We start from the raw sequence: 21,598 nt of genomic DNA on the forward strand, positions 1-21,598 counted from the left end.
TTTCCCCAAACGCCCGCTCAGTCGGGCGTTTTTGTTACTCAAGATCCTGCTTTTCCTGCCGATATTTTCTGTGTTTAATCGTTAATGGGTATGAATAACCGCTGGGAAACCCCTGGAATTATCGTTATATTATCATTTACATAACGGAACACAAAAGGAGTTACAGATGGCTCATTCCTGGTTACGCCTGGTCGCAGGGGCTACATTATCTTTCGCCATCGCTGGTCATGCGCTGGCGGATGAAGGCAAGATTACCGTATTTGCCGCCGCGTCGCTAACGAACGCGATGCAAGACATTGCGGCAGAATATAAAAAAGAGAAAAATGTGGATGTGGTCTCCTCATTCGCCTCCTCTTCAACACTGGCGCGCCAGATAGAAGCGGGCGCGCCGGCGGACCTGTTCATCTCTGCTGACCAAAAGTGGATGGATTACGCAGCCGATAAAAAAGCGGTGGATACCGCGACGCGTGAAACATTGCTTGGCAACAGCCTGGTGGTGGTGGCGCCGAAAGCCAGCGAGCAGAAACCGTTTACCATCGACAACAAAACGGACTGGATTCGTCTGCTGAACGGCGGGCGTCTGGCGGTGGGCGATCCGCAACACGTACCGGCGGGAATTTATGCCAAAGAAGCGCTGCAAAAGCTGGGCGTATGGCAAACGCTTGAACCGAAACTGGCGCCGGGCGAAGATGTGCGCGGCGCGCTGGCGCTGGTCGAACGTAACGAAGCGCCTTTGGGCATTGTATACGGTTCTGATGCGGTCGCCAGCAAGGGAGTCAACGTGGTGGCGACGTTCCCGGAAGATTCACATAAAAAAGTGGAATACCCCATCGCTATCGTGGATGGGCATAAAAATGCAACCGTCAGCGCGTTCTATGATTACCTGAAAGGACCGCAGGCCTCGGCAATCTTTAAACGTTATGGATTTACGACGAAGTAATGATACTGACCGATCCAGAATGGCAGGCTGTCTTTCTTAGCCTGAAAGTGTCTTCCTTGGCCGTGCTGTTTAGCCTGCCGTTTGGGATCTTTTTTGCCTGGTTACTGGTGCGATGCCGGTTTCCGGGCAAAGCCTTACTTGATAGCGTCCTGCATCTGCCGCTGGTGCTGCCGCCGGTGGTGGTCGGCTATCTGCTGCTGGTGTCGATGGGGCGACGCGGGTTTATTGGTCAGTGGCTGTATGACTGGTTCGGTCTCACGTTTGCCTTTAGCTGGCGAGGCGCCGTGCTGGCGGCGGCGGTGATGTCCTTCCCGCTGATGGTGCGGGCCATTCGGCTGGCGCTGGAGGGTGTGGATATCAAGCTTGAACAGGCCGCCAGAACGCTGGGCGCCGGGCGCTGGCGCGTTTTTCTGACTATCACCTTACCGCTTACCCTGCCGGGCATTATTGTCGGTACGGTGCTGGCGTTTGCCCGTTCGCTTGGCGAATTTGGCGCGACCATTACCTTTGTTTCCAATATTCCGGGCGAAACCCGCACCATACCTTCCGCCATGTATACCTTGATCCAGACGCCTGGCGGGGAGAGCGCGGCGGCGAGGCTGTGCGTGATTTCGATTGTATTAGCTCTGATTTCGCTGCTGATTTCTGAATGGCTGGCGCGGATTAGCCGTGAACGGACGGGGCGCTAACCATGCTGGAGCTTAATTTTTCCCAGACGCTGGGAACGCACTGTTTAACCCTCAACGAAACGCTGCCAGCCAGTGGAATCACGGCTATCTTTGGCGTCTCCGGCGCAGGAAAAACCTCGCTGATTAATGCCATCAGCGGTTTGACTCGCCCGCAAAAAGGACGCATTGCGCTGAATGGCCGGGTGTTGCATGACGCGGAAAACGGCATCTGTTTAACGCCGGAAAAACGCCGCATCGGTTATGTTTTCCAGGATGCGCGCCTGTTCCCTCATTACAAAGTACGCGGCAATTTGCGCTATGGCATGGCGAAAAGCATGAGCGGTCAGTTTGACAAACTGGTGTCACTGCTGGGAATTGAGGCGTTGCTTGACCGCCTGCCGGGGAGCTTGTCCGGCGGAGAAAAACAGCGCGTGGCGATAGGCCGGGCATTGCTCACCGCCCCGGAGCTGTTGTTGTTGGACGAACCGTTGGCCTCGCTGGATATCCCGCGTAAACGCGAATTACTGCCGTACCTGCAACGGCTGGCGCGGGAAATCAATATTCCCATGCTGTATGTCAGCCATTCTCTCGATGAAATTCTCCACCTGGCGGATAAAGTCATGGTGCTGGAAGACGGTCAGGTTAAAGCGTTTGGCCCGCTGGAAGAGGTCTGGGGAAGCAGCGTCATGCACCCGTGGCTGCCAAAAGAGCAACAGAGCAGTATTCTGAAAGTCAGCGTACTGGAGCATCACCCGCATTACGCTATGACCGCCCTGGCGCTTGGCGACCAGCACCTGTGGGTGAATAAACTCAGTCAGCCGCTGCAATCCACACTGCGTATTCGTATACAGGCGTCGGATGTCTCGCTGGTACTACAGCCGCCGCAGCAGACCAGTATCCGCAACGTATTGCGGGCAAAAGTGGCGAATTGTTATGACGATAACGGACAGGTGGAAGTCCAGCTTGAGATAGGCGGCAGAACGCTGTGGGCGCGAATAAGCCCGTGGGCCAGGGATGAGCTGAATATCAAGCCTGGCCTGTGGCTTTACGCGCAGGTGAAAAGCGTTTCTATCACCGCCTGACTATAGCAGGTGGGTGTATATAAATTTGGCGATGCTATCGGTAGTGTTATCGCCGATCACGACGTCAGCGCGCGCTTTCACCGCCTCATCGGCGTTGCCCATCGCAACGCCGGTGCCTGCCGCCTCCAGCATACTGATGTCGTTGTAGTTATCGCCGAAAGCGATCACATTCTTCATTGACCCTCCCTGCGCTTCTATCCACTGGGTAAGGCGCTTGCCTTTACTGTTGCCTTTGCGCGCGATATCCACCTGATCGTGCCATGACCATTCACACTCCAGGCCCAGCACCTGTTCAACATGCTGACCGAACCGCTGTAGCCTGGGAATATCTTCATCGGTAAGCGCAAACTTCCACACGGCATTCACGTCGCGCGCCGCCTGCGCCAGCGAAGAGACCTGCGTAAAGGTCGGACGTTGTTCCGGCGGCAAGGTTTGCGCCCACCGGGAGGTACGCACGACGTGACCGGTCGGGCGCTCGTAAAGCATAGCGTCATCAACATACATCAGGCCGTGAATCTGATGCTCATCCAGTAAATCAATCAACTGCAACGCCTTATCCACGGGCATAGGATCGGCATCCAGCACCGTTTTCGCTTGATAATCATACAAATAGGTGCCGTTGCAGCAAATAGCAGGTGTTTCCAGCGCCAGCGCCTGATAAAAAGGATGAATAGCAACATGATGGCGGCCGGTAACGATGATAAGTTGAAAGCCCGCTTCTCTGGCGCGTGAAAGCGCATCGAGTGAGGAGGGGAGTAAGGTTTTTTGCGGAGTTAATAACGTTCCGTCTAAATCGAGGGCAATCACGCGTGCAGTCATAATTTTTTCCAGATTAAGAGTAATAATTCCGTCTGTCGGCATAGTACACCGGGACGGTAAGCAGACAAAATTCTGCGTCTGAATTCAGCATTTGCCGTCAAAAGCGACTACGTTAAGCTGTATCCTGTCATTGCAGCTACATGCCATATGCAAAGGAGTATTCATGAAACAAACAGTCTATACCGCCAGTCCTGAGAGTCAGCAAATTCACGTCTGGAGCCTGAATCACGAAGGGACGCTGACACTGGTGCAGGTAGTGGATGTGCCCGGTCAGGTTCAGCCGATGGTGGTCAGTCCGGATAAACGCTACCTCTATGTCGGCGTGCGCCCGGAGTTTCGTGTGCTGGCGTATCGTATTGCGCCGGATGATGGCGCGCTGACGTTTGCCGCCGAATCCGCCCTGCCGGGTAGCCCGACCCATATTTCTACCGATCATCATGGTCGTTTTGTCTTTGTCGGATCGTATAACGCCGGTAATGTCAGCGTGACGCGCTTACAGGATGGTCTGCCGGTTGAGCTGGTGGATGTGGTGGAGGGGTTGGACGGATGTCACTCGGCGAATATTACGCCTGATAACCGTACTCTGTGGGTGCCTGCACTGAAACAGGATCGCATTTGTCTGTTTACGCTAAGCGATGACGGTCATCTGGTGGCCCAGGAGCCGGCGGAAGTGAATACGGTTGAAGGGGCTGGCCCGCGCCATATGGCCTTCCACCCGAATCAACAATATGCGTATTGCGTCAATGAGCTGAACAGTTCGGTGGATGTCTGGCAGCTTAAAAATCCGCATGGCGAGATAGAGTGCGTACAAACGCTGGATATGATGCCCGCCGATTTTTCCGATACGCGCTGGGCGGCGGATATTCATATTACGCCGGATGGACGGCATCTGTATGCCTGTGACCGCATCGCCAGTCTGATTACCGTCTTCAGCGTCTCCGAAGACGGCAGCGTACTGAGCGTTGAAGGCTTCCAGCCGACGGAAGCCCAACCGCGCGGCTTTAATATCGATCACAGCGGGAAATACCTGATTGCAGCGGGTCAAAAGTCACATCATATCGCGGTCTATGAAATTACAGGCACCCAGGGACTGCTGACGGAAAAAGGTCGTTATGCCGTCGGCCAGGGGCCGATGTGGGTTGTGGTGAACGCGTACTAAAGACGCTGTCTGCCGGATGGCGGCGGCGAGCTTGTTAAACAACTGCTGAATGATACCTGGGATATTGATTATCCCGATGTGGTCGCCGTGTATCTGACCGGCCAGCCGGCGGCGTATGTAGGGCCGCAGGATGTTGCGTTGGCGATGATCGCGCTGCCTTTCCACCCCAGCAACGTCTATGAAAGCGATACTTTAAATGAAAATCTGGCGGATATTCTTCGCCAGACGGAAATAGAATCGGCGCGCATGACGCAGCAGACGCTTATTTATGGACCCAACATTAAAGACTGGCTGGCGTCAGGCACGCTGACAGAGAATACTCTATTCAGGGTCTGCTCGAAAATTCTCGATAAGGTGACTACCACCGACGAGTCGCTCCCTTCCGGCGAGACCTCCTCTTACCGCTCAAATCCGGTGGGGCTGGCGGAATTTACCCTCTCGCACCGCGTCCGGGCTATGTCGGCAGAAGTAAAGCCGTCGCCGCGCTGGAAAAACGGCGACAGGACGGCGAGGCCGCCGAACTGGCCCCGATGTTCGCGTGTATTCAGCAGATTGCTGGTCAGGAAAATGTACGCCCCGAGGATACCGGGATAGGGAGCCTGATTTATGCCGTTAAACCGGGGGACGGCTCGGTGCGGGAACAGGCGGCAAGCCTGATCAATTTCAATAAACACCGCTTGCAGTAAAACCACGGGCCGCCGCATCTGATGCGGCGGCCCGTTTATAAGCCTGAACCGGAACTGCGATTACTGCTTAGGTTCCGCCACCACGTTACTGCCTACACCGCGGTTGTTGTATTCCCACATGCGGTTGTAGTTAGTGTCGTTCAGATTACGCTGCACCTCGCCTTTGTCATCCACGGTTCCCGTATTTCCGGCAAACGGACGTTTCGAGATGACCGCGTCGGCCCACGGTTTGGCGACGTTGAAGCCCTCGTTAATCACGCTGTCGCGGATCACCACCTGACCGTTGGTGTTGGCGTCGACATCCAGCGAGCGGCCAAGCTGCGCAACGCCATCGCCGGATGCGTTAAAGCGGCTGTTGATCGCCAGGAAGCCATAGTAAATATTGGACAGCGTCGCCGGGGCGAAGACGTAAGCTTCCTGCTGTGTGCGTGAGTTGACGACCTGGAAGTTGGTGTTATCGAACACCACGGCGCCGCGTCCGGAAACCATATCCACATCACCTTCAATATAGCTATTCGTCACCAGCGTACGCGGCTGGCGATCGGTTTGCAGACGGTTCTGCACGCCGCTGTTGGTCACAAAGAAGGTGTTCTGGCGGCCAAGGATATTTACCTTGTTAATCTGGACCTTATCGCCATCGGTACGCAGCGCCACCGCCGGATGGTTTCCGGCATCGACGCTGTCGCCCAATGTGTTTTCGATGGTCAGATTCTGTAGCTGCAGGCCGTTATTCTGCGACCAGAACGCGGCAGAACACATCACACCGATCGTCGTAGCGTGTTTGCTTTGGCAGTTATCGAACATATACCAGGCGGGTTTACCTGGCATATATTTCCCACCGGGATTCACCGCGCGGCGCCAGTCAGCGGCACTCATTTCACCATCAATCGCCATACCAATTTTCACATCGATCGGTTTTTCACCGGTCCCGTACAGGGTCAGACTTCCCGGCGCGGCGGGAACATACACGGTCCCCTGATAGTCGCCCGGCATAATAGCGATGTACTGGCGTTTGTTCGTGCGTTTAACCATTGCCGCATCGACGGCGGCCTGAATCGAGGTGTGCGTAACGCCAGGCGTACCTGCCGGACCCACGACAAAGTCAGGCTGCGCGGGTAGGGTAATCGGCGACGGCGACCACGGGGCGGTATTCGGCGTCAGGGAGGCAAAATAGTGCGCCGCAACGAAGTTTTTCGCTTCCTTTGCCGACAGAATCGGGCGCGAGGCGGTGCCAGGCGCGGTTTGATCGGAAGGGATCTGATCGGGTGGCGTAGAGCTACAGGCGCTCAGCGTCACGCCAAAAGCCACTGCCAGCGCCAGACGGGAAACCGATAATGTATTCACAGGTTGCTCCGGGCTTGAAAAAGTTAAATGACATCCATTGAAGCCTGCTTTTTTATACTAAGTTGAACGAAACGGGAAGGCGAAAAGGTAAAAAGTTCCTTTTCAGGCTGGAAACACCTTTAGCATTAGATGGTTTTGTCACAATTAAGTAACAACTTTCGCACTTTGAGTTGACAATCTGGAGCAGAAAGAAAATAAATGTCTATACAACTCATGACAGGCAAGAGAGCGACAGGAATGCGGCAACTTTTACCGGGCGATACTGTCTGGCGAAACATCAGGCTGGCGACAATGGACCCGCAGCGGCAAGCCCCGTATGGGCTGGTGGATAACCAGGCGCTGATTGTGCGCGAAGGGCATATTTGCGATATCGTGCCAGAGACGCAGCTTCCCGTCAGCGGGGACAATATTCATGATATGCAGGGACGACTGGTAACGCCGGGACTTATCGATTGCCACACGCATCTGGTGTTTGCCGGCAACCGCGCCGGAGAGTGGGAACAGCGGCTTAACGGCGCGTCATACCAGCATATTAGCGCTCAGGGCGGCGGCATTAACGCGACGGTATCAGCGACCCGCGCCTGTGCGGAGGAGACGCTCTATTGGCTGGCGCGCGAACGCATGATGCGTCTTGCCAACGAAGGCGTCACGCTGCTGGAGATTAAATCCGGCTACGGTCTGGAACTGGCGACAGAAGAAAAGCTGTTGCGCGTCGCTGCAAAGCTTGCCGCCGAAAACGCTATCGACATTAGCCCCACGCTGCTTGCCGCTCATGCCACGCCAGCGGAGTATCGTGACGATCCGGACGGCTACATCGCTCTGGTCTGCGAGACGATGATTCCGCAGCTATGGAAAAAAGGGCTATTTGATGCGGTAGACCTCTTTTGCGAGAGTGTCGGCTTTAATGTGGCGCAGAGTGAGCGCGTATTGCAGACGGCGCAGGCGTTAGGTATTCCCGTTAAAGGCCATGTTGAGCAGCTTTCGCTATTGGGCGGCGCGCAGTTAGTGAGTCGTTATCAGGGCTTATCGGCGGATCATATCGAATATCTTGATGAAGCGGGCGTCGCGGCGATGCGTGACGGCGGTACTGTCGGCGTGCTATTGCCCGGCGCGTTTTATTTTCTGCGCGAGACGCAGCGTCCGCCAGTGGAACTGCTACGCCGCTATCAGGTGCCTGTCGCCGTCGCCAGCGATTTCAATCCCGGCACCAGCCCGTTTTGCAGTTTGCATCTGGCGATGAACATGGCCTGCGTACAGTTTGGTCTGACACCGGAAGAGGCATGGGTGGGCGTTACACGCCATGCCGCACGCGCGCTAGGAAGACAGGCGACGCATGGGCAGATCAGGGCCGGCTACCGGGCGGATTTTGTCGTATGGGATGCTGAACAACCGGTAGAGATAGTGTATGAGCCGGGACGTAATCCTTTATATCAGCGGGTATACCGGGGGCAAATCACATGATGCAATGGTATCCGGCTTCCCTGGCGCTTTGGCAGGGGCGCGATGACAGCACAGAAGCGCCGGATGCGCGGCGTCTGTTTCAGACCGTAACGCGCAGCGAGGCTTTTGTGCCCGAAAACTGGCCGCAACAGATCGCGTTAATGGGATTTGCCTGCGATGAAGGGGTAAAACGCAATGCAGGCCGTCCCGGCGCGGCAGGCGCCCCGGACGCGTTGCGTAAAGCGCTGGCGAATATGGCCTGCCATGATGGTCATGAGCGGCTGGTGGATTTAGGCAATTGGGTTGCGCCGACGCCCGATCTGGAAGGCGCGCAGCAGGCTTTGCGCGATGCGGTAAGCCGTTGTCTGCGGGCCGGGATGCACACGCTGGTGCTGGGCGGCGGTCATGAAACCGCGTTTGGACACGGCGCGGGTGTGCTGGACGCGTTTGCGCAGGAGAGCATAGGGATCATTAATCTTGATGCGCATCTGGATCTCCGTCAGGCCGATCGGGCGACGTCCGGTACGCCGTTTCGTCAACTGGCGCAGCTATGCGACGCGCAGCGCCGCGCGTTTCATTATGCCTGTTTCGGCGTGAGCCGTGCGGCGAATACGCGGGCGTTATGGCGGGAAGCGACGCGGCGGAATGTTACCGTGGTGGAGGATCTGGACTGCCATGACGCTCTGGCGCAGATGACGCAGTTTATCGACAAGGTGGATAAAATTTATCTGACTATCGATCTCGACGTATTGCCTGTCTGGGAAATGCCGGCCGTCTCCGCTCCCGCCGCTCCGGGCGTGCCGCTGATACAGGTTCTGCGTTTAATTGAGCCGGTTTGCCGCAGCGGAAAATTACAGGCGGCGGATCTGGTTGAATTTAATCCACACTTTGATGAAGATGGCGCAGCGGCGCGCGTGGCGGCGCGGCTTGGCTGGCAAATTGCGCACTGGTGGCGTTAATCTGTCATCCCGGAAAATACTATCTGCATAAGGAAGGCTTCACGCATGTATTCATCCCGATCCCGTTCTGCACCTGCCCCTTTTTACGAAACGGTGAAACAGGACATCTGTAAAAAAATTGCCGGCGGCGTCTGGCAACCGCACGATCGCATTCCGTCTGAAGCCGAGCTGGTCGCCCAGTATGGCTTTAGCCGAATGACCATCAACCGGGCGCTACGCGAGCTGACGGATGAAGGCTGGCTGGTGCGTTTACAGGGCGTGGGGACGTTTGTCGCCGAACCAAAAGGCCAGTCCGCGCTGTTTGAAGTCCGCAGTATCGCCGAGGAGATTGCCGCCCGTCATCATCAGCATCGTTGTGAGGTACTGACGCTGGAGCGCGTGCGGGCAAACGTCGTACAGGCCAGCGCTCTCAACGTCAATGAGAGCGATGTCATTTTCCATTCCATCATGGTGCATTATGAAAACGATCTGCCGGTACAAATTGAAGATCGCTGCGTGAATGCGGATATTGCCGTGGATTACCTGACGCAGGATTACCGTCAGACCACTCCACACGCTTATTTGTCGCGGATCGCGCCGCTAACGGAAGGGGAACATATTGTGGAGGCGGTGCGCGCCACGGCGCAAGAGTGCGCGTGGTTAACTATCAAAGAGCATGAGCCCTGCCTGCTCATTCGTCGCACGACCTGGTCCGCGTCGCAGATTGTCTCTCACGCCCGCTTACTTTTCCCCGGGTCGCGCTACCGGTTACAGGGACGATTTATCTCCTGAGCGGGCCGCTGCCGGAAAACGTGATTGCTGACACAATATAACGAAATTGTATCATTTTTGTTAATTTTACTCTTGTTCTTACTTGTATAGACAAGTATATGTCTGGTTCTTATCTGTGGGTCTGCGGCAGTGCCTGATAGTGACGTTTTAGCGTTATTCGGCGATGGCAGACCGATAATAATGAGGAGTCATTGCTATGCCTGAAAGTAAGTGTCGTCAGCAGACTATCCGCGCTCCCAGAGGCACGGTATTAACGGCGAAAAGCTGGCTAACTGAAGCCCCGCTGCGGATGTTAATGAATAATCTTGATCCTGATGTGGCGGAAAATCCGCATGAGCTGGTGGTCTACGGCGGAATTGGTCGCGCCGCGCGCAACTGGGAATGCTATGACGCTATTGTTGATGCGCTCACCCGGCTGGAGGCGGACGAAACGTTGCTTATTCAGTCTGGCAAACCGGTCGGCGTATTTAAAACGCACGACAACGCGCCGCGGGTATTAATCGCCAACTCCAACCTTGTCCCCCACTGGGCGACATGGGAACACTTTAACGAACTGGATGCGAAAGGGCTGGCGATGTACGGTCAGATGACGGCCGGAAGCTGGATCTATATCGGCAGCCAGGGAATCGTGCAGGGAACATATGAAACCTTTGTCGAGGCGGGGCGTCAGCACTATAACGGCACGCTGGCGGGACGTTGGGTGCTTACTGCCGGACTGGGCGGCATGGGCGGCGCGCAACCGCTAGCTGCGACGCTGGCCGGAGCGTGTTCGCTGACGATTGAATGCCAGCAAAGCCGTATCGATTTTCGTCTGCGTACTCGCTACGTGGATGAGCAGGCCGCCACGCTGGATGACGCTCTGGCCCGCATTACGCACTACAGCCGCGAGGGGAAAGCCGTGTCCGTGGCCCTGTGCGCGAACGCGGCGGATATCCTGCCGGAGCTGGTTAATCGCGGCGTGCGCCCGGACCTGGTGACCGATCAGACCAGCGCCCACGATCCGCTACATGGCTATTTGCCTTCCGGCTGGCGCTGGGAGGAGTATCAGGAAAACGCGCAATCCGATCCCCAGGGGACGATGCAGGCGGCGAAACGTTCAATGGCGGCGCACGTTCGGGCGATGCTGACATTCAGTAAAATGGGCGTGCCGACCTTTGACTATGGCAACAATATTCGCCAGATGGCGAAAGAGATGGGGGTGGAAAACGCCTTTGATTTTCCGGGATTTGTGCCAGCCTATATTCGTCCGCTTTTTTGTCGAGGAATCGGGCCGTTTCGCTGGGTGGCGCTGTCCGGCGATCCGCAGGATATCTATAAAACCGATGCCAAAGTCAAAGAGATAGTGGCTGAGGATAAACATCTGCATCACTGGCTGGATATGGCGCGCGAGCGCATTCATTTTCAGGGACTACCGGCGCGTATCTGCTGGGTAGGCCTGGAGTGGCGGCAAAAACTGGGGCTGGCATTCAACGAAATGGTGCGCTGCGGCGAGGTATCCGCGCCCATTGTGATTGGCCGCGATCATCTGGATTCCGGTTCTGTCGCCAGCCCTAACCGTGAAACCGAAGCGATGCGCGACGGTTCCGACGCGGTTTCCGACTGGCCGTTGTTAAATGCGTTGCTCAATACCGCCAGCGGGGCGACATGGGTATCGCTCCATCATGGCGGTGGGGTGGGGATGGGTTTTTCGCAACACGCCGGTATGGTGATTGTCTGTGATGGCACTGACGAGGCCGCTGCGCGTATTCGCCGCGTGTTACACAACGATCCGGCGACGGGCGTCATGCGCCATGCCGATGCCGGGTATGATCTCGCGGTGGAATGCGCTGTTGAGCAAGGTTTACATCTACCCATGGTTGCGGCGACGCAGGGGAAAGGCTGATATGAATACCATGACACTCACTCCGGGGCAGTTAAGCCTCTCTCAACTGTACGACGTCTGGCGTCATCCGGTACAGCTTCGCCTGGACGCCAGCGCCATTGACGGCATTAATGCCAGCGTCGCGTGCGTCAATGGTATCGTTGCCGAAGGGCGTACCGCCTACGGCATCAACACCGGTTTCGGCCTGCTGGCGCAGACGCGCATCGCCGATGAAGACTTGCAAAATCTACAGCGATCGCTGGTGTTGTCTCACGCAGCGGGCGTAGGCGACCCACTGGATGACGCGATGGTACGTCTGATCATGGTATTGAAAATCAATAGTCTGGCACGCGGGTTTTCCGGGATTCGGTTGAGCGTGATAGAAGCGCTCATCGCTCTGGTGAATGCCGGAGTGTATCCGCTGATTCCGGCAAAAGGGTCGGTCGGCGCGTCGGGCGACTTAGCGCCGCTGGCGCATCTGTCGCTGACGCTGCTTGGCGAAGGAAAAGCGCGCTGGCAGGGCGAATGGCTTCCGGCGCAGATGGCGCTAAAAAAGGCCGGACTGGAGCCTGTCGCGCTGGCGGCCAAAGAGGGGCTGGCGTTGCTTAACGGCACCCAGGCGTCAACGGCCTTCGCGCTGCGCGGCTTATTTGAGGCGCAGGAGTTATTTGCCTCCGCCGTCGTCTGCGGCGCGCTGACCACCGAAGCCGTACTGGGATCGCGCCGTCCTTTTGATGCGCGTATTCATGCCGCGCGCGGACAGCAGGGGCAAATTGACGCCGCGCGGTTGTTCCGGCATCTGTTGACCGATACCAGCGCCATTGCTGAATCACATCACCATTGCAATAAAGTTCAGGACCCGTATTCCCTTCGTTGCCAGCCGCAGGTGATGGGCGCTTGTCTGACCCAGTTACGCCAGACGAAAGAGGTGCTATTAGCTGAGGCCAACGCGGTGTCCGATAATCCTCTGGTCTTTGCCGATGCGGGGGAGGTGATCTCCGGCGGTAATTTCCATGCTGAACCGGTCGCTATGGCGGCGGATAATCTGGCGCTGGCGATAGCGGAAATCGGCGCGCTGTCGGAGCGGCGCATCGCGCTGATGATGGATAAACATATGTCGCAGCTACCGCCGTTTCTGGTGAAAAATGGCGGCGTTAATTCCGGTTTTATGATTGCCCAGGTCACCGCCGCGGCGCTCGCCAGCGAGAATAAAGCGCTGGCGCACCCGCACAGCGTGGATAGCCTGCCGACCTCGGCGAATCAGGAAGATCATGTCTCAATGGCCCCGTCGGCAGGGCGGCGACTCTGGGAAATGGCGGCGAATACCCGCGGCGTCATTGCCGTGGAGTGGCTGGCTGCCTGTCAGGGGATAGATTTACGGGAAGGGTTAACCTCCAGCCCGTTACTGGAACAGGCGCGGCAGATACTGCGCGAACAGGTGGCGCACTATACGCAGGATCGTTTTTTCGCGCCCGATATTGAGTGTGCGACGACGCTGCTGGCGCAAGGCGCGTTACAGCGTCTGGTGCCGGACTTTATGTGAATGCTGCCGCATGGCGAGGCGGTTACTCGACCTACCCAACCCGTTGGCAGGGTAAGACGTTTACGCCGCCATCCGGCACAGCGTTTAACTGAACATCGCCGTTATCGAGGCGCTGGCGAGCGAATGGAAATGCACGTTAAAGCCAACCATTGCGCCGCTGGCGTCTTCATCAACGTCAAGACGTTCGACGTCCAGCGCGTGAACCGTAAAGATATAGCGATGCGTTTCCCCTTTAGGCGGCGCCGCGCCGCCGTAACCCGCTTTACCGAAATCGGTACGCGTCTGAATGACGCCGTCTGGTACGGCCACCAGACCTGAGCCGAACCCCTGGGTCAGTACGCGTGTATCCGCCGGGAGGTTAACCACCACCCAGTGCCACCAGCCGGAGCCGGTTGGCGCGTCAGGATCGTAACAGGTCACGACAAAACTTTTGGTGCCCATCGGTACTTCGTCCCAGGCCAGATGTGGCGAAATATTATCGCCATCATAGCCCATACCGTTAAAAACGTGACGATGAGGAAGTTTATCCCCATCGCGCAGATCGTTGCTGATAAGTTTCATGCGCTCTCCTTTTGACTCACCAGAAGTGTAGCCAGAAGCCGCGCCGCTTACCGCTGATTAATGGCTAAAAAATGTTTCATTGTGTACCGCGTCATTAACCGCCTGGGTCAGACGGCGCAACTGCTCTGGACGAATAATGTAGGGCGGCATCAGATAGATTAGTTTGCCGAACGGCCTGATCCAGACGCCTTGCCCGACGAAGAAGCGCTGAAGCGCCGCCATATTGACCGGATGTGTGGTTTCAACCACCCCAATCGCGCCCAACACCCGCACATCCGCCACCCAGGGCGAACGTTGTGCGGGGGCTAACTCAGCGCGTAACTGAGACTCGATGGACGCCACCTGTTGGCGCCATTCGCCGCTTTCCAGCAGCGTCAGGCTGGCGCAGGCGGCGGCGCAGGCCAGCGGATTCCCCATAAACGTCGGGCCATGCATAAAACACCCCGCCTCGCCGTTGCTAATAGTCTCTGCAACCTGGCGTGTGGTGAGCGTTGCCGAGAGGGTCATGGTGCCGCCGGTTAACGCTTTGCCGAGACACAGAATATCCGGCGCGATCCCGGCGTGCTCGCAGGCGAACAGTTTGCCGGTACGGCCAAACCCGGTGGCTATTTCATCGGCAATCAGCAGAATGCCTTCGCGATCGCACATGTTACGGATACGCCTGAGCCATTGTGGATGATATATGCGCATCCCGCCCGCGCCCTGGACGATGGGTTCCAGAATCACGGCAGCTATTTCATGGCGATGCGCGGCCATCAGGCGGGCAAATGGCGCAATGTCGCTTTCATCCCATTCGCCATCCATCCGGCTTTGCGGCGCCGGCGCGAACAGATTTTCCGGCAGATAGCCTTTCCACAAGCTGTGCATGGAGTTATCCGGATCGCACACTGACATCGCGCCGAACGTGTCGCCATGATAACCGTTGCGGAACGTCAGGAAACGCTGACGCGATTCGCCCCGCGCCCGCCAGTATTGCAGCGCCATCTTCATGGCCACCTCCACCGACACCGAACCGGAGTCGGCCAAAAAGACACACTCCAGCGGCTCAGGCGTTATCGCGACCAGTTTACGGCACAGATTCACCGCAGGCTTGTGGGTTATGCCGCCGAACATCACATGCGACATGGCGTCAATTTGCGATTTCATCGCCGCGTTCAATTGCGGGTGGTTGTAACCATGAATGGCCGCCCACCAGGAGGACATCCCCTCAATCAGGCGTTCGCCCGAGGCGAGGATCAGTTCGCAGCCTTCGGCCCGCTCAACGGGATATACCGGCAGCGGCGAGGTCATGGAAGTGTAAGGATGCCAAATATGGCGTTTATCGAAGGCAAGATCGTCCGTTGTCATAATCGACTTGTAAACCAAATTAAAAAGATTTAGGTTTACGAGTCTACACCATATCAAAAACAAACAACATATTTTGGAGAAGCCCGATGGCTCGCCACCCACGCTGGACACTGTCGCAAGTAACCGAATTATTTGAAAAACCACTGCTGGAATTGCTGTTTGAAGCGCAGCAAATTCATCGCCAGCATTTCGATCCGCAGCAGGTACAGGTCAGCACGCTGTTGTCGATCAAAACTGGCGCCTGCCCGGAGGATTGTAAATACTGCCCGCAGAGCTCGCGCTATAAAACCGGACTGGAAGCCGAGCGTTTAATGGAGGTCGAGCAGGTACTGGACTCCGCCCGCAAAGCGAAAAACGCCGGTTCGACCCGCTTCTGTATGGGGGCGGCCTGGAAGAATCCGCATGAACGCGATATGCCTTATCTGGAGCAGATTGTACAGGGCGTCAAAGCGATGGGGCTGGAAACATGTATGACGCTCGGCATGTTGAACGAGAGCCAGGCGCAGCGTCTGGCTAACGCCGGGCTGGATTACTACAACCACAACCTCGATACCTCGCCGGAGTTTTACGGCAATATCATCACCACCCGTACCTATCAGGAGCGCCTCGACACGCTGGAAAAAGTCCGTGAAGCAGGGATTAAAGTGTGCTCCGGCGGCATTGTCGGTCTGGGCGAAACGGTCAACGATCGCGCCGGACTGTTGTTGCAGCTCGCGAATCTGCCGACGCCGCCGGAAAGTGTGCCAATCAACATGCTCGTGAAGGTGAAAGGCACGCCGCTTGCGGATAACGATGACGTGGATGCGTTTGATTTTATTCGTACTATCGCCGTGGCGCGCATCATGATGCCGACCTCATACGTGCGTCTTTCCGCAGGGCGTGAACAGATGAACGAGCAGACTCAAGCGATGTGTTTTATGGCCGGGGCGAACTCGATTTTCTATGGCTGCAAATTGTTAACTACGCCAAATCCGGCAGAGGACAAGGATCTGCAGTTATTCCGCAAGCTGGGACTGAATCCGCAGCAGACCAGGGTGCTGGCGGGCGATAACGAGCAGCAGCAACGTCTGGAGCAGACGCTGATGACGCCGGACACTGATGATTATTACAACGCGGCAGCATTATGAGTTGGCAACAACGCGTCGACGATGCGCTGACGGCGCGTCGGGCGACGGATACGTTGCGCCGCCGCTATGTGGTGTCGCAGGGCGCCGGACGCTGGCTGGTAGCGAACGGGCGACAGTATCTTAACTTCTCCAGCAATGATTACCTCGGCTTAAGTCAGCATCCGCAGATCATTCGCGCCTGGCAACAGGCGGCGACGCGTTTTGGCGTCGGCAGCGGCGGGTCGGGGCATATCAGCGGTTATTCCGTGGCGCACCAGGCGTTAGAGGAGGAACTGGCGCAATGGTTAGGATATCCGCGCGCGTTGCTGTTTATCTCTGGCTTTGCGGCGAATCAGGCGGTTATTACCGCGTTAATGAAAAAAAACGACCGGATTGTGGCCGACAGGTTGAGTCATGCTTCGTTGCTGGAGGCCGCTAATCAGAGTCCGGCGCAGCTTCGTCGCTTTATCCATAATGATACGCGGCATCTGTCGCGTTTACTGCAATCGCCCTGCCTGGGTCAGAAACTGGTCGTGACGGAAGGTATGTACAGTATGGACGGCGATAGCGCGCCGCTGGCGGAAATCCAGCACATTGCCCACAAGCATCATGCCTGGCTGTTGGTTGATGATGCGCACGGCATCGGCGTGACTGGCGATGAGGGGCGGGGCACCTGCTGGCAACAGGGGGTGAAGCCTGAGTTGCTGGTGGTGACTTTCGGTAAAGGATTTGGCGTCAGCGGCGCCGCGGTGCTCTGTTCGGAAAGCGTCGCGGATTATCTGCTGCAATTCGCCCGTCATCTGGTTTACAGCACCAGTATGCCCCCCGCGCAGGCGCAGGCGTTAAGCGCCTCGCTGGCCGTGATCCGTAGCGATGAAGGTTGTGAACGGCGCGAAAAACTCGCCGCTCTGGTTCAGCGCTTTCGGGCGGGCGTTAACGCGTCCCGATTTACGCTACTGAATGCCCATAGTGCCATCCAGCCGTTAATGGTGGGCGATAACAGCCGCGCGCTGCGCCTGGCGGAGGCGCTGCGTCGACAAGGATGCTGGGCGACGGCGATTCGCCCGCCGACGGTGCCTGTCGGTACGGCGCGCCTGCGCTTAACGTTAACGCAGGCGCATGAAGCGTGCGATATTGATCGTCTGCTGGAGGTGCTGCATGGCGCAGGTGAATAAGCAGGCTATTGCGGCGGCGTTTGGCCGGGCCGCATCGCAATATGAACAGCACGCCTCTTTGCAGCAACACAGCGCGGATGCGCTGCTGACGCTGTTGGCAGGCCGTCACTTTGCCAGTGTATTGGACGCAGGCTGTGGCCCCGGACGTATGAGCCGTTACTGGCGTGAACGGGGGAGCGAAGTGACTGCCCTGGATCTTTCGCTGCCGATGCTGCAACAGGCGCGCGATCGTAAGGCGGCGCATCACTATTTGCTGGCGGATATCGAAGCGATTCCCCATGACGCCGGCATTTTTGACCTGGCCTGGAGCAACCTGGCGGTCCAGTGGTGCGGTGATTTACGCGACGCGTTGAGCGAGTTGTACCGGGTCGTACGGCCCGGCGGCGTGGTGGCATTTACCACGTTGTGCCAGGGATCGTTGCCGGAACTGCGTCAGGCATGGCAGGCCGTCGATAATCGCGCTCACGCGAATAGCTTTTTGCCGGAAGAGGCAATTGACCACGCGCTGCGCGGCTGGCGGGCGTATCGTCATACTCAGGCGATGACATTGTGGTTTGAGGATGCCCTGAGCGCGATGCGCTCGCTCAAAGGAATTGGCGCCACTCATCTTCATGAAGGGCGGGAGTCTGATGTGTTAACCCGCGCCCGGCTTAGAAAAATTCAGTTGGCATGGCCGCAGCGGCAGGGGAAATATCCGCTGACGTACCATCTTTTTATGGGAGTGATTGAACGTGACTAAACGCTATTTCGTCACCGGTACTGATACCGAAGTCGGTAAAACGGTCGCCAGTTGCGCCTTATTGCAGGCCGCAACGCAGTTAGGTTATCAAACCGTAGGCTATAAGCCCGTCGCTTCCGGCAGCGAAATGACAACCGACGGGCTACGCAATAGCGATGCGTTGGCCTTGCAGCGTAACAGCAGCCTGCCGCAACCTTATTCTGCTATCAATCCTTATACTTTTGCCGAGCCTACCTCTCCCCACATCGTTAGCGCCGACGAAGGCCGGACGATAGAGGCGGTGGTGTTATCACGTGGATTGCGAACGCTGGAGGCGCAGGCAGATTGGGTGTTGACAGAAGGGGCAGGCGGCTGGTTTACGCCGCTCTCTGCCACACTGACGTTTGCCGACTGGGTACAGGCGGAGCGGTTGCCGGTGATTCTGGTCGTTGGCGTCAAGCTGGGCTGTATTAATCACGCCATGCTGACGACGCTGGCGGTAAAACAGGCCGGGTTGCCGCTTGCCGGATGGATAGCCAACGACGTACAGCCGCCGGGCGCGCGTCATGGTGAATATCTCGCTACGCTTCGCCGCGTCATACCGGCCCCGCTATTAGGGGAAATTCCGTGGCTGGGCGTTTCCCCCTCTCAGGCTGCAACAGGACAGTATCTTGATCTTAGCCCCCTGGAGCGGGCATAACCTCGCTTAAAAACCGCCTTCTTGCAGGATCAGACGATCCTGCTGTTCTTTCGCCAGACCCTCCTGGCTTCATCCTGATAAAAATGTGCAAAATGTGAGCGTGTACGCATCAGTTTTTCCCGCTACGTTAGCCAATAATCAGCCAAAAATAGCGATAATTTTTTTTTATCGCCCGGCGAAAACGTCCGGCGCTGATTTTGCCAGGCGGCAGGGGATACGGGCTGGAAGCAGTTATCCACTATTCCTGTGGATAACCTTGTGTATTAGAGTTAGAAAACACAACGTAAGCGAGAGGCGACGCGGCCTGCGACTAAATTGGCGCGAAAGACGGCTTGAGAAAATATCCCTTTTTAGACAGCGAGTTATATAAAATCAATGGTTGTAAAGGAAGGGGGAGGCATTGACATAAAACTTTCATCATACGTCTTGACAAATGTTAAAAAAGACTCTGGTCTGGGGATAACCGCATGCTGCTGGAATTTTATTCCGCGACTGTCTACATTTTGCCTCGCGACGGCGTGGGTTATTTGCCGATAGCCACTATACATTAAAGTGTTACTGTTTTTTCATCCAGTATTTTTTATTGGCAATATTCACCGCCAGGAGTAAAATTATACACCTGCCCGCTCACACCTTCAGGTAGCCGCCCATGAGTAAACCGTTCAAACTGAATTCCGCTTTTAAACCTTCTGGCGATCAGCCGGACGCTATACGTCGCCTGGAAGAGGGACTGGAGGACGGGCTGGCGCATCAGACGCTATTGGGCGTAACCGGCTCCGGGAAGACATTCACCATTGCCAACGTCATTGCTGACTTGCAGCGGCCAACGATGGTGCTTGCGCCCAATAAAACCCTGGCGGCGCAGCTCTACGGCGAAATGAAAGAGTTTTTCCCGGAAAACGCGGTGGAGTATTTCGTCTCCTACTATGACTACTATCAGCCGGAAGCGTATGTGCCAAGTTCGGATACGTTTATCGAAAAAGACGCTTCGGTAAACGAACATATTGAGCAAATGCGGTTGTCGGCAACGAAAGCTCTGCTTGAGCGACGCGATGTCGTGGTGGTGGCTTCCGTGTCCGCTATTTACGGGCTGGGCGATCCGGATCTCTATCTGAAAATGATGCTGCATCTGACGGTCGGAATGCTGATTGACCAGCGTGCAATTTTGCGTCGGCTGGCGGAATTGCAATACACCCGTAACGATCAAGCTTTTCAGCGCGGCACCTTTCGCGTGCGCGGCGAAGTGATCGACATCTTCCCGGCTGAATCTGACGACATTGCGCTACGCGTTGAGCTGTTTGATGAAGAAGTGGAACGTCTGTCGCTGTTTGACCCGTTAACCGGGCAGGTAGAGTCAACGGTGCCACGTTATACCATCTATCCCAAAACTCACTACGTGACGCCGCGCGAGCGTATTCTGCAGGCGATGGAAGAGATAAAAGATGAGCTGGCGGACAGGCGTAAGGTCCTGTTGGCGAATAATAAGCTGCTTGAAGAGCAGCGATTAAGCCAGCGCACGCAGTTCGATTTAGAGATGATGAACGAGCTGGGCTACTGCTCAGGCATTGAAAACTATTCCCGCTTCCTGTCGGGTCGTGGGCCGGGCGAACCGCCGCCAACCTTGTTCGATTATCTGCCCGCCGATGGACTGCTGGTAGTGGATGAGTCCCACGTCACGATCCCGCAGATAGGCGGCATGTATCGCGGCGACCGGGCGCGCAAAGAGACGCTGGTCGAGTATGGCTTCCGTCTGCCTTCGGCGTTGGATAACCGTCCGCTGAAGTTTGAAGAGTTTGAAGCCTTGGCGCCGCAAACCATCTATGTTTCCGCCACGCCTGGCAACTATGAGCTGGAGAAATCTGGTGATGAGGTGGTGGATCAGGTCGTGCGACCGACCGGGCTGTTGGACCCGATCATTGAAGTGCGTCCGGTGGCAACCCAGGTGGACGATCTGCTTTCCGAAATCCGTCAACGTGCGGTCATTAATGAACGCGTCCTTGTCACTACGCTCACCAAACGGATGGCGGAAGATTTGACCGAATATCTGGAAGAGCACGGCGAGCGCGTGCGTTACCTGCACTCGGATATTGATACCGTGGAGCGCATGGAAATCATCCGCGATTTGCGTCTGGGCGAGTTTGACGTTCTGGTGGGGATTAACCTGCTGCGCGAAGGGCTGGATATGCCGGAAGTCTCGCTGGTGGCGATTCTGGACGCCGATAAAGAGGGCTTCCTGCGCTCCGAACGTTCCCTGATTCAGACCATAGGTCGCGCGGCGCGTAACGTTAACGGTAAAGCGATTCTGTATGGCGATAAAATCACGCCGTCGATGGCGAAGGCGATTGGTGAAACTGAGCGTCGTCGCGAGAAGCAGCAGAAGTACAACGAAGAACACGGTATCACTCCGCAGGGGCTGAACAAAAAAGTGGTCGACATCCTGGCGCTGGGGCAGAACATTGCGAAAACCAAAGCGAAGGGGAAAGGCAAGGGCCGTTCTACGGCAAAAGCCGGGATTGTCGAACTGGATATGACGCCGAAAGCGTTGCAGCAGAAAATTCATGAGCTGGAAGGGCAAATGATGCAGCACGCGCAAAATCTGGAGTTTGAAGAAGCCGCGCAAATTCGCGACCAGTTGCATCAGCTACGCGAGTTGTTTATCGCGGCATCCTGACAACGCGTCGATCGTCGGCGCTTTCGCATTGTGAGTAGCATCAGGTAA

The 21,598-nt window shown here is 56.4% G+C and carries 18 protein-coding genes and 1 pseudogene; 15 read left to right on the top strand and 4 right to left on the bottom strand.

What is annotated here, in order from left to right; all coding sequences use genetic code 11:
- Positions 1–166: 166 nt before the first annotated feature.
- Genes modA through modC form a run of 3 tightly spaced genes read left to right on the top strand, consistent with a single transcriptional unit; the run spans position 167 to position 2,690 of the window.
- Positions 167–940, top strand: a complete 774-nt coding sequence (modA, locus tag AC3G3F_RS11610) for a molybdate ABC transporter substrate-binding protein (protein ID WP_488395014.1) — start codon at positions 167–169, stop codon at positions 938–940.
- Positions 940–1,629 (top strand): molybdate ABC transporter permease subunit, encoded by a 690-nt coding sequence (gene modB, locus AC3G3F_RS11615; protein WP_000604021.1) that lies wholly within the window; start codon positions 940–942, stop codon positions 1,627–1,629. Before modA ends, modB begins: the two co-directional genes overlap by 1 nt.
- 2 nt (positions 1,630–1,631) lie before the next feature.
- Positions 1,632–2,690: a molybdenum ABC transporter ATP-binding protein ModC gene (gene modC, locus AC3G3F_RS11620; protein WP_088734190.1), complete on the top strand. Its 1,059-nt coding sequence runs from the start codon at positions 1,632–1,634 to the stop codon at positions 2,688–2,690.
- On the opposite strand, the gene AC3G3F_RS11625 is transcribed toward modC, so the two are convergent.
- Positions 2,691–3,509 (bottom strand): pyridoxal phosphatase, encoded by an 819-nt coding sequence (locus tag AC3G3F_RS11625; RefSeq protein ID WP_088734682.1) that lies wholly within the window; start codon positions 3,507–3,509, stop codon positions 2,691–2,693.
- A 163-nt stretch (positions 3,510–3,672) separates the two neighbouring features.
- Between AC3G3F_RS11625 and pgl the strand changes: the two genes are divergently transcribed.
- Both pgl and AC3G3F_RS11635 read left to right on the top strand, forming a co-directional pair.
- Positions 3,673–4,668: a 6-phosphogluconolactonase gene (pgl, locus tag AC3G3F_RS11630; RefSeq protein ID WP_079795964.1), complete on the top strand. Its 996-nt coding sequence runs from the start codon at positions 3,673–3,675 to the stop codon at positions 4,666–4,668.
- 249 nt (positions 4,669–4,917) lie between these two features.
- Positions 4,918–5,321 (top strand): annotated as a pseudogene (locus AC3G3F_RS11635) (hydratase); the annotation flags it as partial.
- 93 nt (positions 5,322–5,414) lie between these two features.
- Here AC3G3F_RS11635 and AC3G3F_RS11640 read toward each other — a convergent pair.
- The gene (locus AC3G3F_RS11640; protein ID WP_023248186.1) at positions 5,415–6,698 is read right to left on the bottom strand and encodes a putative acyl-CoA thioester hydrolase; all 1,284 of its coding nucleotides are present in this window, start codon (positions 6,696–6,698) and stop codon (positions 5,415–5,417) included.
- A 237-nt stretch (positions 6,699–6,935) separates the two neighbouring features.
- Here AC3G3F_RS11640 and hutI point away from each other — a divergent pair, with 237 nt between their 5' ends.
- The 5 genes from hutI (at position 6,936) to hutH (ending at position 13,272) form a co-directional block, all read left to right on the top strand.
- Entirely contained in the window at positions 6,936–8,159 is a 1,224-nt protein-coding gene (hutI, locus tag AC3G3F_RS11645) for an imidazolonepropionase (RefSeq protein ID WP_053529655.1), read from the top strand.
- Positions 8,156–9,097: a formimidoylglutamase gene (gene hutG, locus AC3G3F_RS11650; protein ID WP_488395016.1), complete on the top strand. Its 942-nt coding sequence runs from the start codon at positions 8,156–8,158 to the stop codon at positions 9,095–9,097. Before hutI ends, hutG begins: the two co-directional genes overlap by 4 nt.
- A 45-nt stretch (positions 9,098–9,142) precedes the next feature.
- Positions 9,143–9,868, top strand: a complete 726-nt coding sequence (locus AC3G3F_RS11655) for a histidine utilization repressor (protein WP_023248183.1) — start codon at positions 9,143–9,145, stop codon at positions 9,866–9,868.
- A gap of 196 nt (positions 9,869–10,064) precedes the next feature.
- A complete protein-coding gene (gene hutU, locus AC3G3F_RS11660; RefSeq protein WP_488395018.1) occupies positions 10,065–11,750 on the top strand; it encodes a urocanate hydratase in 1,686 nt (561 codons plus the stop codon).
- Between the two features lies 1 nt (position 11,751).
- Positions 11,752–13,272 (top strand): histidine ammonia-lyase, encoded by a 1,521-nt coding sequence (hutH, locus tag AC3G3F_RS11665; RefSeq protein WP_070801867.1) that lies wholly within the window; start codon positions 11,752–11,754, stop codon positions 13,270–13,272.
- An 84-nt stretch (positions 13,273–13,356) separates the two neighbouring features.
- Here hutH and AC3G3F_RS11670 read toward each other — a convergent pair whose 3' ends face one another.
- Positions 13,357–13,833, bottom strand: coding sequence for a kinase inhibitor (locus tag AC3G3F_RS11670; protein WP_000767415.1), 477 nt, complete (start codon positions 13,831–13,833; stop codon positions 13,357–13,359).
- Positions 13,834–13,890: 57 nt separating this feature from the next.
- A complete protein-coding gene (gene bioA / locus AC3G3F_RS11675; RefSeq protein ID WP_053510101.1) occupies positions 13,891–15,180 on the bottom strand; it encodes an adenosylmethionine--8-amino-7-oxononanoate transaminase in 1,290 nt (429 codons plus the stop codon).
- Positions 15,181–15,266: 86 nt separating this feature from the next.
- On the opposite strand from bioA, the gene bioB reads away from it, so the two are divergent.
- The 5 genes from bioB (at position 15,267) to uvrB (ending at position 21,550) form a co-directional block, all read left to right on the top strand.
- Positions 15,267–16,307 (top strand): biotin synthase BioB, encoded by a 1,041-nt coding sequence (gene bioB, locus AC3G3F_RS11680; protein ID WP_000090726.1) that lies wholly within the window; start codon positions 15,267–15,269, stop codon positions 16,305–16,307.
- The gene (gene bioF, locus AC3G3F_RS11685; protein WP_023248178.1) at positions 16,304–17,461 is read left to right on the top strand and encodes an 8-amino-7-oxononanoate synthase; all 1,158 of its coding nucleotides are present in this window, start codon (positions 16,304–16,306) and stop codon (positions 17,459–17,461) included. Before bioB ends, bioF begins: the two co-directional genes overlap by 4 nt.
- Positions 17,445–18,200 (top strand): malonyl-ACP O-methyltransferase BioC, encoded by a 756-nt coding sequence (gene bioC, locus AC3G3F_RS11690; protein WP_023248177.1) that lies wholly within the window; start codon positions 17,445–17,447, stop codon positions 18,198–18,200. The genes bioF and bioC overlap by 17 nt, the downstream gene beginning before the upstream one ends.
- Positions 18,193–18,879: a dethiobiotin synthase gene (bioD, locus tag AC3G3F_RS11695; protein WP_088734185.1), complete on the top strand. Its 687-nt coding sequence runs from the start codon at positions 18,193–18,195 to the stop codon at positions 18,877–18,879. Before bioC ends, bioD begins: the two co-directional genes overlap by 8 nt.
- A 649-nt stretch (positions 18,880–19,528) precedes the next feature.
- Positions 19,529–21,550, top strand: coding sequence for an excinuclease ABC subunit UvrB (gene uvrB, locus AC3G3F_RS11700; RefSeq protein ID WP_000042505.1), 2,022 nt, complete (start codon positions 19,529–19,531; stop codon positions 21,548–21,550).
- The last annotated feature ends 48 nt before the right edge of the window (positions 21,551–21,598 follow it).

The organism is Salmonella sp. FC25216, from assembly GCF_057751355.1.